The following is a 13,835-nucleotide window of genomic DNA, read 5'->3' as shown; positions in this document are numbered from 1 at the left end:
TTTCTCCTGCCGACGCGATGTTCGGCAGCACCCCAGTTCCGTCAATAAGTCTCGCATCACCGAATGTCGGTGACCGAGATATCGGCGTCCCCGCTGATCAGGTCCGGTCGCTTTTCTCGCAAGATCTGGATGGACGGAAAAGTGCTGTCCAGTTGCACCTGGAAAACCGCTGCAGCGCCCGCCTCGTCGCGCTTCCTTATCCGCTCGTAGATCTCACGGTGCTCATCGAAAACGACCGAATAATGGCTCTCAAGGGGGAAAGCCTGCCTGCGCACGCGATCGAGTTGTCCTGTTGCGTTGTGGATCGCCAGCCACGCATCTGGAAAGCCAGCCGTTTCACATATCAGTCTGTGGAACTCGTTGTCGAGCGCGAAGAACTCATCAACATCCTTCCTCTTCGCCGCGGCTTTCTGCTTGAACAGCGCCAATTCGAACTCTTTTTCATACTCCGGTTTGAAATTCCGGGCTGCCAGCTGTGTCAATCGCATCTCAATCGTGTCCCGGACCAACTGGCCCTGCAACACTTCCCGGAGGATGATCTTGTTCACGAAAGTTCCGTCGCTTGGAGCGATTTTGATCAGACTTTCTTTCGCTAGCTGTAAGATTGCCTCGCGCAATGGTGTTCGTGAAATTCCCAACTGGGCGCAAATATCCTTTTCAACCACGGCACTGTCCGGCGGCATCTTCAGCGAGATGATCGCATTGCGTAGGAGTTCGTACACCTGCGCCGATTTTGATGTCCGACCATCCAATTGGTCGGGGGAAAACAACGGCACGATTTGATCCACGGTCACCTCTGGGATACTCTCCGACAGCCGCGCGTACGCGGCGATTTTCCAAACAATATACCAATACATCGGAACACTCCAAAACTTTTGTCGGTGTGCATCCGGAGATTCTCGCTTGCCAACAGAATATTTATATACCAATATATCGGTAACGAAGGGCAAGGGAACTCATGAATGCTCCAATCAAAGCGAAATCCAGTCACGCCGGCCCTCACCGCGAAATCAACTCTGCTGACTTCTGACGAGGCCGTGGACATAGCGCTTCAGCACTACGGTCTCAGAGTTCGAGCCCACCGTCTCTCTGGAGAGAAAGACAGCAACTTCCGTATCTCCACCGAAGGTGGAGACGAGTATTTGCTGAAAGTCGTTAATCCAGGGGAAGATCCCGCCGTCACGAACATGCACACGATGGCACTACGGCATGTCGAGGAACGGGATCCGGGGATGCCGGTCCAACGGGTGGTCCCTACTCGTGATGGACGTTTGGATTTCGAGATTGATTATGGCCCCGATGACCGTCGCGCCGTGCGACTTGTTACATTCACCAAGGGCGAGCTGCAGCGTAAAAGTCCGCAAACCTGTCGGCAGCGCCGGAATATCGGAGCAAGCCTGGCACGTCTGCAAGAAGCGCTCGAAGATTTCCGTCACCCGGCTGAAGACCACTTTTCAACATGGGATCTCAAGAACACGCTCTCCCTGAAGCCGATGATCGATGAGATCAAGGATGCGTCCAAAGCGGCGGAGCTCCTAAGTTGGGTGGATCGCTTTGCGATGGAAGTCGTTCCGAAAATTCCTTCCCTACGCGCTCAAGTGGTCCATAACGATCTCAACAGCGACAACGTCGTCGTCGACCCTCATGAAACCGACCGAGTCGTTGGCATCATCGATTTTGGCGACATGGTGCGCACACCGGTTATCTTTGATGCCGCGGTGGCCGCGGCCTACCAGTTGACCGAGGCCGATGATCCTATGGCTGCGGCTTGCGATTTCCTCACGGGTTTCCATGGCAGACGCGCGTTGTTGGCCGAGGAAGTCGACGTGCTGTTTACGACCATTGTCGCACGCACGGTCATGCGCATCGCAATAACCGAATGGCGGGCTGTCCGGTTCCCGGAAAACCGCGCCTACATCCTGCGCAATACACCGCAGGCCTGGCTCCAATTTCACCGTCTCGCCGAAATCCCCCATTCCCGGGCAGCAGACATGCTTGCTCGCGCATTGTCGTTCTAGGAGTACGTTCGATGTCCTCATCCGCTTCCGCATATATGATCAACGGTTTCGATCCCAGCACCGTTGACAAGCTACCCGCCGATGAACAGGCGCTGATCGCGCGCCGGAGAAAGCTTCTCGGCCCCTCCTACAAGCTCTTCTACGAGCACCCGGTACATGTCGTGCGGGGGGAAGGCGTTTGGCTCTATGATCCAGAGGGCAATGCTTACCTGGACGTTTACAACAACGTCCCCTCCGTCGGTCACTGCCATCCTCGCGTCGTCGATGCCATAGCCAAGCAGTCCGCTATCCTGAACACGCACACCCGCTACCTGCATGACTCGATCCTCAAATATTCCGAGGACTTGCTCGCGACGTATCCGTGCGAAATCGCCAATGTCATGTATACCTGCACGGGTAGCGAAGCCGTCGACCTGGCACTGCGCATCTCTCGCTACTATACCGGCGGTACCGGTGTCATCGTCACCGCCAATGCCTATCACGGGCTGACGACCGCCGTCGCCGAGATCTCGCCTTCGATGGGTCCGAATGTCCCTATCGGCCAGCATGTCTATGTGGTCGACGCTCCGGACCAGTATCGCAGCGAGGGCGAGGACGTTGGCGAAGTGTTTGCCCAGCGCGTCGAAGACGCAATCAAGACGATGCAGCGCCATGGTATCAAGCTTGCGGCCTTCATCGCAGACGGCATCTTCTCGACCGATGGCATCCTGACCGAACCAGCAGGTTTCCTCAAGAAGACGGTCGACGTCGTTCACACCGCCGGCGGCCTTTACATCGCTGACGAAGTTCAGCCCGGGTTCGGCCGCACCGGTACGCATTGGTGGGGCTTCCAACGCCACGGCATCGTTCCCGATCTCGTGGTTATGGGCAAGCCGATGGGTAACGGCATGCCGATCGCCGGCGTCGCAGCTAAGCCGGAAGTTTTGGAGCGCTTCGGCAACGATATCCGCTACTTCAACACCTTCGGCGCCAATACGGTTTCCATTGCCGCCGCGCAGGCTGTTCTCGACGTCATCAAGGACGAGAAGCTGATGGAGAATTCCGCCAAGATCGGTGAATACATGGTCGGCGGCATGCGAAAACTCCAGGACAAGTACGAAAAAATCGGCGCGGTCCGCGGTGCAGGCCTGTTCATGGGTATGGAGTTCGTAACCGACCGCAAGTCGAAGACGCCGAACGGCAAACTCTCGCTTGGCGTTGTGAATGGACTTCGTGAAAAGCGCATGCTGATCAGCGCTTCGAGTTCATTCGGGCATGTCCTGAAGATTCGTCCTCCCTTGCCGTTCACCGTGGAAAACGCCGACCTCTTCTTGTCCGCTTTGGACGAGGTACTCGCCGAACTCTCGTAGGCCCTCGGGCCTACGCAAAAACAAAAGACGGGAAAACCCGCGCCATCCTTAACCTTCCTAAAGGGGAATGACATGAAACTCTCGCTTATCGCTACTGCCAGCGCGCTGGCGCTCACGCTGATTTCTACCGCGCACGCGGAAGACACAATCAAGATCGCCACCGAGGGCGTCTACCCTCCGTTCAACTATGTCGAAGGCGGCAAGCTGACCGGCTTTGACGTCGACATCGCCAACGCGCTCTGCGAAAAGGCGAAGCTCAAGTGCGAGATCGTCACTCAGGAATGGGACGGCATGATCCCCGCTCTTGTCGCGCACAAGTTCGACGCCATTGTCGCTTCGATGAACATCACCGAAGAGCGCAAGAAGAAGATCGACTTCACCGCGAAATACTACGACACGCCTGCGAAGTTCATGGCTCCGAAGGATGCCAAGGTCACCGATATCTCGCCCGCCGCTCTCGCCGGCAAAACGATCGGGGTCCAGGGGTCGACGACGCAGCAGAATTTCCTTGAAGCGAAATACAAAGATTCCACGATCAAGACCTACACAACCGTTGATGATGCAAGCGCCGACCTGGCCGCTGGTCGCCTTGATGTTGTCCTGTCCGACAAGATCCTGCTCGACGAATGGCTCAAGAAGTCGTCGGACGGGTCCTGCTGCGAACTGGTCGGCGACGATCTGCGTGACCCGTTGTTTGGCGCCGGCAAGGGTGTTGGTGTCCGCAAGGAGGATACGGCACTGCGTGAGAAGCTCGATGCCGCGCTGAAGGAAATCCTCGCCGATGGTAGCTACAAGACCATCAATGCGAAGTATTTCCCCTTCTCGATTTATTGAGACCGATCATCCTGGCGCCCGGCCAGCAATGGCCGGGCATTGATCTTTTCGGGAGACGACGGGTGGATCTTCTTCATTTACTTTCATTAGACCCTGAAGGTTGGGGCGGACCGCTGCTCGAAGGGCTTTCGTTGACGATCAGGCTGGCGCTCGCCACGCTTCCGTTCGGACTTCTGCTCGGCTTGGGTCTCGCACTGTTGATCAACGGCAAGCGGAAATGGCTTGCCGGCGCGGCAACTGTCTTTGCGACGACATTTCGCGCGCTGCCGGAATTGCTCACGCTGTTCATCATCTACTACGGCGGCGGAATGGTCCTGCAAAGTGTTTCACAACTGCTGTTCGGTGTCCCTTTTGGAGAATTCAGCGGATTTATCGCTGGTATGATCGCTCTCGGTATCGTTTTCGCCTCCTTCGCCTCCGAGACATTTGTGGCTGCGCTGCGCTCGATTCCGCGTGGGCAGCACGAGGCTGCCGCAGCCCTTGGTCTGTCGCGGTGGCGCACTTTTGCAAGCGTCATCGGCCCGCAGCTCTGGAGGCTTGCCCTCCCCGGCCTGGGCAATCTTTGGTTCGTGCTCCTTAAAGATACGTCATTGGTCTCCATTATCTCGCTTTCGGATCTAATGCGTCAGACTAATCTTGCCGTCGCGAATACCAAGGAACCGCTGTTTTTCTATGCCGTCGCCTGTCTGATCTATCTCGCCGTCTCGATGATTTCGTCGGGCGCCATAGGCCTGCTTGAAGCGCGATCCAATCGCGGGATTGTGGGAGGCCGTTGATGAATTTCGAGCTTTTGTCGAATTACGGTCCGAAAATCCTCTGGGGCCTCGTTGTCACGCTCCAGCTTGTCCTGACCTCAGCGCTTATCGGCGCGGTGTTTGCTCTCCCGCTCGCCATTGTGCGCAACAGCAGCTATGCAATTCCTCGCTATTTGGCCAAGGCCTATATCGTCTTCTTTCGCGGAACCCCGCTGCTCGGGCAGATATTCCTGATCTACTATGGTGCAGGTCAGATCCGTTCTGAACTGACAGCCCTTGGAGTCTGGTGGCTGTTCCGGGATGCGTATTTCTGCGCGCTCTTCGCTTTCACCTTGAACACTATCGCCTACCAGGCTGAAATCCTGCGGGGCGCGCTGAGCTCCCTGCCCCGCGGTCAGCTTGAAGCCGCAAACTCACTTGGCCTCAGCCAAACAACGACGTTCTTCCAGATCCTTCTCCCCCAAGCGATGATCATTGCGTTGCGCCCGCTTGGAAACGAGTTGATCCTTTCGTTGAAGGCTTCGGCCCTCGCAAGCGTTATCACTGTTCCTGAGCTGATGCAGGCCACGAAGCTGGCCTTCTCGCGATCGTTTGATTTCCAGGTCTATATATGGGCCGCTGTTCTCTACCTGATGATGGTGGAAACGATCCGTCGGCTGTGGGGCGTTCTCGAATTGTATCTTACCCGACATCTCCGCCATCGTGTCGCGCCGGCTAGTAAGCCGCCGGTTGTCGTGCAGGCGTGACCAATATGGAGCTTTCGATGGCCGAAAAGTCTGCCAACTGCGCCGTGGAGTTCGACAACGTCTCCAAGTGGTATGGCAACCACCAGGTCCTGACGGACATCAGCCTTCAGGTGAAGGAAGGAGAGAGGATTGTCATCGCGGGGCCTTCGGGATCGGGCAAATCAACGATGATCCGCTGCATCAATCATCTCGAGCAACATCAGAAGGGGCGGATTCTGGTCGAGGGCGTTCAGTTGACCAACGAACGGAAGCAGATTGAAGCCGTTCGCCGGGAGGTCGGAATGGTGTTTCAGCACTTCAACCTGTTCCCACACAAGACGATCCTCGAGAACTGCACCCTGGCGCTCAGGTCGGTGCGGGGCATGTCGCGTTCCGAGGCCAACGATGTGGCGATGGGCTTCCTTGAAAAGGTGAGGATCCCTGAACAGGCTAACAAGTATCCAGGACAACTTTCAGGCGGCCAGCAGCAGCGCGTCGCTATTGCCCGTTCTCTCGCGATGAAGCCGAGAATCATGCTCTTCGATGAGCCGACCTCCGCACTCGACCCGGAAATGATCCGGGAGGTTCTCGACGTCATGGTCAATCTCGCTGAGAGCGGAATGACCATGCTTTGCGTCACCCATGAGATGGGATTTGCACGACAGGTCGCCGATCGTGTGATCTTCATGGCAGATGGAAAGATCGTGGAGACCGCGCGGCCCGCCGCGTTTTTCGACAATCCCAGGGAGGCGCGTACGCGGGCCTTCCTCAGACAGCTCTTGCACTAGGCCAACACCATGAAAACGATCCTGATTACCGGAGCCGCTGGAAATGTCGGCCGACTGATCCGTCCCCTGATGAAGGATAATTATATGCTCAGGGTCACGGGGCGGAATGACTTTGCCACTGAGGTCGGAGAGGAGAAAGTCATCGGTGACCTCACATCCGCGGCGTTCTGCCGGGAGGTCGTGCGAGGTGTCGATGGCGTTGTGCATCTCGCCGGATTGGTCGGGCCCGATGTCGACTTCGAGGATACGCTTGATCCGAACTATCGCGCTGTTCTTTATCTGCTTGAAGCGTGCCGGGCATCGAAAGTGGGCCGGTTCGTTTTCGCCAGCAGTCATCATATTGTTGGTCAGTATCCTTCCGCTCGTCAATATGACCATTCTGTTACGCCCGCGCCCGATGGCTATTATGGTCTGAGCAAAGCCTTTGGCGAAGCTGCCAGCGCAATGTATGCCCAACGCTACGGCATCAAGACCATGCTCCTGCGCATAGGCAATGCTGATCCCAAAGTGGTGGACGGCCGGCGCGAACGGATCTGGACCAGTGGACGGGACATGGTCCAGCTGATCGAGATCGGATTAATGCATCCCGAGATCGGATGTGACGTCGTCTATTCCGTGTCGAACTGCCCGAACGCCGTGTTCGACAACATCCGCGCCGAGCAGCTCGGCTATCGGCCGCAGGATTTCGCCGGTGACCACAGAGCCGAGGAGTTTCGATCGCTATCGGAATTGCCCGCCGAGGCGACGACGAAAGTGGGCGGTTTTTTTGCCGTTAACCCGCTGCCCGCACCGACGCGTGACTAGAGCAAGAGATTAATCACGGGGAGGAATATATATGAAGATCATATCGGCCGAAGTTTTTCTTGTCGAGATACCCTTTGCACTGCGCGGAACGGGGGTCGGCATAATGCCTACCGCCTGGAAGACATTGGAATTTGCTCTTGTGCGATTGGAGGACGAGCTCGGAAATGTCGGGTGGGGTGAAGGCTTTGGCTATTCGCTGATAGACGCCACCAAATCCGTGATCGATCGCTTGATCCTGCCGCTTCTGGTAGGGACGGAGATCGATGACATTCCAGCGTGGAATGCAAAGACGCAGCGCCAGTTACATATGTTCGGGCGTTACGGAGTGACGATCTTCGCGATTTCCGGTGTTGACATCGCTCTATGGGATCTCAAGGCGAAACGAGCCGGAAAGCCGCTTTATCAGCTCCTGGCAGGAGAGCGCCAGGTCCGCCACGAAATTCCCTTCTACGCCAGCCTGGTTCGGTATGCTGAGCACGACCTCGTGGTCGATGCGTCAAAGCAGGTGACGGACGCGGGTTTCAACCGCATCAAACTGCATGAGATCACGCTGCCTGCGATCACCGCATGCCGGAGGACGGTGGGAAATCACACGGATATCTGCGTCGATGTCAATTGTGCTTGGTCGCGCGAATTCATTGAGAACAACCTTGCCGAACTGAAGGCGCTCGCTCTCACGTGGCTGGAAGAGCCGATTTACCCACCTGAGGATTTTTCGGCACTGGCTGCGCTCCGCGGCAAGGGGTTGAATATCGCCGCCGGTGAAAACTGGTGCACAAGCTTCCAGATCGAGCAAGCTTTGAACGCAGGCGCTGTCGATTTTCTGCAGCCGAGCATGACCAAAGTTGGCGGGATTTCCGAGTATCTGAGAATTGTGGATCTGGCAGATGCGGCCAATACGACGCTCATGCCGCATTCCCCATACTTCGGCCCAGGCTTTTATGCCTCGCTACAGGTTGCGGCTGCACGTCCATCGATCACCGCGCTGGAGTACAATTTTGTTCAACCGGAAGCCTGGCTTGCCGACGTAGAGGGTATTCGTAACGGCGACATGATCCGCGTCTCGGACCAACCCGGAATCGGCTTCGAGCCCGATCTGGATGTCGTCAAGAAATACGGTCGAGTATTAGGGAGCCGCTATCAATGAAGGCCAACGCCATCAAAACGATCTGGTCGGAGGGTGGCTGTGTCCTCAACGGCTGGCTTTCAATCGCCAATGCCTTTTCGGCGGAAATTATGGCCGAGCAAGGCTACGACAGTATCGGGATCGACCTGCAGCACGGGATTGTCGACTACCAGGCGGCGGTCTCCATGCTGCAGGCGATGCGAGCAAGCGGCGTCGTCCCGCTTATTCGTGTTCCTTGGCTCGACCCTGCCCTGATCATGAAGGCTCTTGATGCCGGCGCTTACGGCATTGTCTGCCCGATGATCAATTCGCGAGCCGAGGCTGAAAGGCTCGTGTCCTACGTTCGCTATCCACCGAAAGGAGTTCGTAGCTTTGGACCGTCCCGCGCCGCTATCTCGGCGGGCGCCAATTACGGCCAGGAAGCAGACGATCAGGTACTTTGCTTTGCGATGATCGAAACAGCGGAAGCAATGAGAAATCTCGATGAGATCGTCGCGACACCCGGTCTCGACGGTGTCTATATCGGACCTGCCGATCTGACGATCGGGCTCACGGGCATGAAATACCCGACCGGTTTCGATCGGGAAGAACCAGAGTTGATCGAGAACATCAAGCGGATCTTGAGTGCGGCGCACGGCGCCGGGATCAGCGCGGCACTTCATTGCGGAACGCCAACCTATGCAGCCAAAGCTGCAGAATGGGGATTCGACATGGTCACGGTCTCGAACGATGTCAGGTTGTTGGCGGGCGCAGCTGCCGCGAGTGTCAAAACGTTCCGTGATCTGAGGAGCGCATCAAGGTCAACCGGGGCAACCGAGCCCACGAAGCAATCAGGCGGCAAAAGCACATACTGAAACGGGAGAAAAAATCAAAAATGACAGTAAACGTTTCGCCGGCACAGGTTGTCGGGAATGGCACAACTCAGATAATAGCGGTGACCGGATGGATGGGCGATCACCGTCTGTTTGATCCGTTCCTGCCGCTGATCGATAAGCAACGCTACAGCTTCGCGCTTCTGGATGCGCGCGGCTATGGCAGTCGGATTCAGGAAGACGGCCCCTATACTGTCGAGCAGATTGCAGCGGACATTGTCGCCTGCGCCGATCGACTTAGATGGCACCGCTTTCATGTTATTGGACACTCAATGGCCGGGATGTCGGCGCAGCGTCTGGCCATTGATATTCCGGAGAGGCTTCTTTCGGCGATCCTGCTGGCACCTGTGCCAGCTTCGGGTGCAAGGATTGATGACCAGCGCAGGGAGCTTTTGCTGGCCGCGGTGCGCGACCCCGACGCAAGAAAGAAGCTGATCAGTGCAAACACCGGCGGCATCCGATCCGATGACTGGGTCGAAAGGTTGCGCGACACCAGCCTCGCTGGCACCCGTCCCGACGTGCTGGAAGCCTATATGGCATCGTGGACCGGCAAAGGATTTGCCGAAGAAATTCAGAATGCTCGCGTGCCAGTGCGTGTGATCGTCGGCGAGAAGGATCCAGGTGCGGTGCCGGAACGGCTGCGCGAGACGATCGGTTCCTGGTTCCCTGATTTCGAACTCCGCGTGCTGAAGGGATGCGGCCACTATCCCATGTGGGAGGAGCCTGCGATCTTCTCTGAGGCGTTGTTCGAAACGATTGCCTGAGCAGGCCGGCTAATCAAGAATCCTTCGGTTCCGGCGCTCGATGCGCCGGGACTTTTCCCGTTGCGACAGCTGAAGCCGATTGGAACCGCAATCAGAATATCGCGGGCTCATCGGTCGGGCCGCCGTAAGCCGATTCCAGGAAGTCAAAGTCGCAGCCTTTGTCAGCTTGCTGAATGTGCTTCGAGAACATTGCTCCGTACCCTCGGGTAAAACGTGGCGGGAGCGGTTGATATGTGGCGCGGCGGCGAGCGATCTCGTCATCGTCTAGCTCCAGTTTGATCGTCCGGTTGGGGACGTCGATCGAGATCATATCGCCAGTCCTGACAAGGGCCAACGTGCCGCCGATGTATGCTTCCGGCGCCACGTGAAGGATGCATGCTCCATAACTGGTCCCGCTCATCCGCGCATCGGAAATGCGCACCATGTCACGGACACCCTGCTTCACAAGCTTTTTCGGTATTGGAAGCATGCCCCACTCAGGCATGCCTGGCCCGCCTTGAGGTCCCGCATTGCGCAAGATCAGCACGTGATCTGCGGTCACCTCGAGATCATCAGAATCGATGACGGCCTTCATGGCAGGAAAATCATCGAAGACGAGAGCTGGACCGGTGTGCTTGAGATATTGCGGGGAGCAGGCGCTCGGCTTGATGACCGCGCCGTCCTCGGCAAGATTTCCCTTGAGGACCGCCAGCGCGCCCTCGGCGTAGATCGGATTGTCCAGCGGCCGGATGACATCGTCATTGTAGACCTCGGCGCCGGCAATATTCTCACCGATGGTATTGCCGTTGACGGTGCGTTCTTCAAGAAACAGACTGGCCTCCAGACGCTTCATAAGCGCTGGCAGCCCGCCGGCGTAATAGAAGTCCTCCATCAGGTAAGTATCTCCGCTCGGCCGGACATTGGCGATGACGGGGATGATGCGGCTTGCCCGGTCGAAGTCGTTGAGGGTCACATCGTGTCCTGCGCGACGTGCCATGGCGACCAGATGAATCACCGCATTGGTCGAACAGCCCATGGCCATCGAAACCACAATGGCATTGTCGAAGGCGTTGCGGGTCAAGATCTTGGAAGGTGTGAGATCGTCCCAGACCATATCGACGCAGCGGCGCCCGGCTTCGGCACACATGCGGATGTGGTTGACGTCAGCGGCCGGGATAGACGATGCGCCGGGCAACGTCATGCCTATCGATTCGGCGATGGCCGTCATCGTTGACGCCGTACCCATGGTCATGCAGTGGCCATGGCTTCTTGCGATGCCACCCTCGATATCCTGCCAGTCCTTGTCGGTAATGTTCCCGGCACGGCGTTCATCCCAGAACTTCCAGGCATCCGAACCGGAGCCAAGCGTCTTGCCTTTCCAATTGCCGCGGAGCATTGGTCCCGCAGGAACATAGATAGCCGGGACGCCCGCGCTGATCGCTCCCATTATCAATCCGGGCGTGGTTTTGTCACAGCCGCCCATAAGCACCACGCCATCGACTGGATGCGATCGAATAAGCTCTTCGGTATCCATAGCGAGCATGTTTCGATAAAGCATGGTCGTGGGCTTCACGAAGTTTTCTGACAGCGAAAGCGCAGGCAGCTCTATCGGAAAGCCACCAGCCTGAAACACACCCCGCTTGATATCGTCGACCCTGGTCTTGAAGTGGGCGTGGCAGGGGTTGATATCTGACCATGTATTGATGATCGCGATGACAGGCCGCCCGGCCCAGTCTTCCACATCGTAGCCCATCTGCATGATGCGCGATCGATGTCCAAACCCTTTGAGGTCGTCAGGAGCGAACCATCTGGCGCTTCTCAACGTTTCGGGAGCCTTTTTCATGGGACCAATCCATCCGTATCCGAAAAGCCGAACAGCTTTGCCGGATTGTCTACGAGAATGCGCCTGAAGACCTCTTGGTCGTTCAGCTGCGAGGCGAAATTGTCGATTGCTGCCCCGTCATCGATCGGGCGGAAAGGAACGATCCCTTCCGCAGGGATCCCGGTGCCGGCACCTGGATGTGGCCAGTTCGATCCCCAGAGGAGCCTGGAGCTATTGGCGCGAACCAGTGCTCGAACGAGCGGCATAACGTCGTCTTGCGTTGGAGATGACGACACGAGGTAGGGTGCGGAGAGTTTCACATATACATGCCCCGCTGCGACAAGATCGAGCAAGACGTCGAAGCCGGGCTGCTCGATACCTTCACCAGCGTTCGCGCGGCCAAAGTGATCGATCACCAAAGGCGTCGGTGCCTGTCTGAAATCGTTCTCCAACGCAGCCACGATCTTGAGCTCGGTGAAGATCTGGACATGCCACCCAAGAGGTTCCGCGATTTCAATCGCTTGATAGAGTTGCTTTCGAATCCTGTCGAGATCTGCGGCCGCGGCGGCCGCCAGATTGAGCCTCATACCTACAACGCCGCCATGTGCCAGGTCTTGAAGGTCGCGCGAAGGCGTCTCGTTATCCACCACTGCGATCGCTCGCGCACCGGGGCCGATCTTGGCAACTGCGTCGAGTGTGCACCGATTGTCGGTTCCATAGATACTCGGCTGGACAATAACAACGCGATCGAAGCTCAAGGCGCGTTGATGAGCTGCCAAAGCTTCGACGGGCGCCGGCGGCGGCGTGTAGGAACGGCCGTTCCACATCGGAAACTCGGCATCATTTCCGAAGACATGGACGTGACAGTCGCAAGCACCCCGGGGGACATTGCTAATAATTTCGCTGTGGGCGACGCCGAGAACCGGATCTTTCGTCATCGGATCAGTTTTCTTGCGCATGATTGGCCCACCATTGCGACTGTTGATCCTCGATGTCCTGAAGAAGACGCATAGCCGGAAGGACAGATCGACCGGTGACGCGAGGGGCTCTCCCCTCTCGAACTGCGTTGATAAAATCCCGACTGACCTGAGCATTGTTGTCCTGTTCGGACAGAACGGAATGCTCTTGCCCGCCAACTGACATAAATCCCTTTAAGATATCCAGGCGGTAAGAATCCCTATCAGTCACCGCGAAAACATCAAAGATCCTCTCGCGTGAGTAATAGGATCCCGTGCACACGATCGATTGATGCTCATCCGTTTCGACGATTGCAGCCAGTTCCATCGGAATACCCGTTTGAGGAAGCGGTGGCGGCATTATCGAGAAAGACCGCGAAATCCGGCTGGCGGCGGCTTCGGGATCGCCACCACCGCAAAGCCACAGTCCGACATCGACCAGATGGGCGCCGTGGTGCCAGAGGAGGTTGTCTGTCCAGGTTCTTCGAAGACCGGTTGAGCCGATATTTTCAAGGCGGTGGAGAAACAGCCGCGAGTGAACGTGGCGGATTCTTTCGGTGCCCTCAGCAACCCTTCTGCAGAGTTCAATATGCTCGCTTCGAAAACGCATGGGGTGCACGACGCCGAGTGCCAGTCCTTTTTGTTCAGCCTTGGCAACAACCGCTTCGGCGTCTTTGTAGTTCATGGCGAGCGGGATCTCTACGAGCACATGTTTTCCCGCGTCGAGCGCTTCAATAGCCATGGCGGCATGCGTTGCGCTCGGCCCTGCAATAATGACCACGTCGATATCAGAGGCGAGCGCTTCCGCGTAGTCCACGGTCCACTTTCGATAGCCAAACGTCTGCGCAAACTCCGCGGTGTCATCGGGTTCGCGCCCGACCAACGTATGGAGCACGCAATCCTCCTCCTTCAGGCTGTCGGAGTGCCACGTGCCCATCATGCCATGGCCAACCATACAAACCTTCATGGACACCCCTCGCGCTATCGACCTGCAATATATTGGAATATTGAAATATTGCTTATAGATGAGTCAAGTAGCCCAC

General features: G+C 57.0%; 14 protein-coding genes. 10 read left to right on the top strand and 4 right to left on the bottom strand.

The features are described 5' to 3' along the window. Positions 1–56: 56 nt before the first annotated feature. The gene (locus tag ACVTFQ_RS32635; RefSeq protein ID WP_269703612.1) at positions 57–857 is read right to left on the bottom strand and encodes a GntR family transcriptional regulator; all 801 of its coding nucleotides are present in this window, start codon (positions 855–857) and stop codon (positions 57–59) included. A 105-nt stretch (positions 858–962) separates the two neighbouring features. Between ACVTFQ_RS32635 and ACVTFQ_RS32630 the strand changes: the two genes are divergently transcribed. The 10 genes from ACVTFQ_RS32630 (at position 963) to ACVTFQ_RS32585 (ending at position 10,035) form a co-directional block, all read left to right on the top strand. Beyond that, positions 963–2,018, top strand: a complete 1,056-nt coding sequence (locus tag ACVTFQ_RS32630) for a phosphotransferase (RefSeq protein ID WP_142859650.1) — start codon at positions 963–965, stop codon at positions 2,016–2,018. Positions 2,019–2,029: 11 nt separating this feature from the next. Then, positions 2,030–3,367 (top strand): aspartate aminotransferase family protein, encoded by a 1,338-nt coding sequence (locus tag ACVTFQ_RS32625; RefSeq protein ID WP_142859651.1) that lies wholly within the window; start codon positions 2,030–2,032, stop codon positions 3,365–3,367. A 72-nt stretch (positions 3,368–3,439) separates the two neighbouring features. After that, entirely contained in the window at positions 3,440–4,201 is a 762-nt protein-coding gene (locus ACVTFQ_RS32620; protein WP_142859652.1) for a transporter substrate-binding domain-containing protein, read from the top strand. Between the two features lie 62 nt (positions 4,202–4,263). Continuing rightward, entirely contained in the window at positions 4,264–4,977 is a 714-nt protein-coding gene (locus tag ACVTFQ_RS32615; RefSeq protein WP_142859654.1) for an ABC transporter permease, read from the top strand. After that, positions 4,977–5,702 (top strand): ABC transporter permease, encoded by a 726-nt coding sequence (locus ACVTFQ_RS32610; protein ID WP_142859655.1) that lies wholly within the window; start codon positions 4,977–4,979, stop codon positions 5,700–5,702. The genes ACVTFQ_RS32615 and ACVTFQ_RS32610 overlap by 1 nt, the downstream gene beginning before the upstream one ends. A 5-nt stretch (positions 5,703–5,707) precedes the next feature. Next, entirely contained in the window at positions 5,708–6,469 is a 762-nt protein-coding gene (locus ACVTFQ_RS32605; protein WP_161991861.1) for an amino acid ABC transporter ATP-binding protein, read from the top strand. Between the two features lie 9 nt (positions 6,470–6,478). Further along, positions 6,479–7,273 (top strand): NAD-dependent epimerase/dehydratase family protein, encoded by a 795-nt coding sequence (locus tag ACVTFQ_RS32600; RefSeq protein ID WP_142859659.1) that lies wholly within the window; start codon positions 6,479–6,481, stop codon positions 7,271–7,273. 31 nt (positions 7,274–7,304) lie between these two features. Then, on the top strand, positions 7,305–8,420 hold the full coding sequence (locus ACVTFQ_RS32595; protein ID WP_269703605.1) for a mandelate racemase/muconate lactonizing enzyme family protein: 1,116 nt from the start codon (positions 7,305–7,307) through the stop codon (positions 8,418–8,420). Continuing rightward, the gene (locus tag ACVTFQ_RS32590; protein ID WP_142859663.1) at positions 8,417–9,253 is read left to right on the top strand and encodes an HpcH/HpaI aldolase family protein; all 837 of its coding nucleotides are present in this window, start codon (positions 8,417–8,419) and stop codon (positions 9,251–9,253) included. The genes ACVTFQ_RS32595 and ACVTFQ_RS32590 overlap by 4 nt, the downstream gene beginning before the upstream one ends. A gap of 20 nt (positions 9,254–9,273) precedes the next feature. Then, positions 9,274–10,035, top strand: coding sequence for an alpha/beta fold hydrolase (locus ACVTFQ_RS32585; RefSeq protein ID WP_142859665.1), 762 nt, complete (start codon positions 9,274–9,276; stop codon positions 10,033–10,035). A gap of 91 nt (positions 10,036–10,126) precedes the next feature. On the opposite strand, the gene araD is transcribed toward ACVTFQ_RS32585, so the two are convergent. Genes araD through ACVTFQ_RS32570 form a run of 3 tightly spaced genes read right to left on the bottom strand, consistent with a single transcriptional unit; the run spans position 10,127 to position 13,759 of the window. Next, entirely contained in the window at positions 10,127–11,857 is a 1,731-nt protein-coding gene (gene araD / locus ACVTFQ_RS32580; RefSeq protein WP_142859667.1) for an L-arabinonate dehydratase, read from the bottom strand. Further along, positions 11,854–12,795: an amidohydrolase family protein gene (locus ACVTFQ_RS32575; RefSeq protein ID WP_236774489.1), complete on the bottom strand. Its 942-nt coding sequence runs from the start codon at positions 12,793–12,795 to the stop codon at positions 11,854–11,856. Before ACVTFQ_RS32575 ends, araD begins: the two co-directional genes overlap by 4 nt. Continuing rightward, entirely contained in the window at positions 12,779–13,759 is a 981-nt protein-coding gene (locus ACVTFQ_RS32570) for a Gfo/Idh/MocA family protein (protein ID WP_142859669.1), read from the bottom strand. The genes ACVTFQ_RS32575 and ACVTFQ_RS32570 overlap by 17 nt, the downstream gene beginning before the upstream one ends. Between the last annotated feature and the right edge of the window lie 76 nt (positions 13,760–13,835).

The organism is Rhizobium sp. O111 (genome assembly GCF_055616315.1).
Note: the sequence above shows the minus strand (reverse complement) of the source record. Positions and strands in the feature narration are given on the sequence as shown.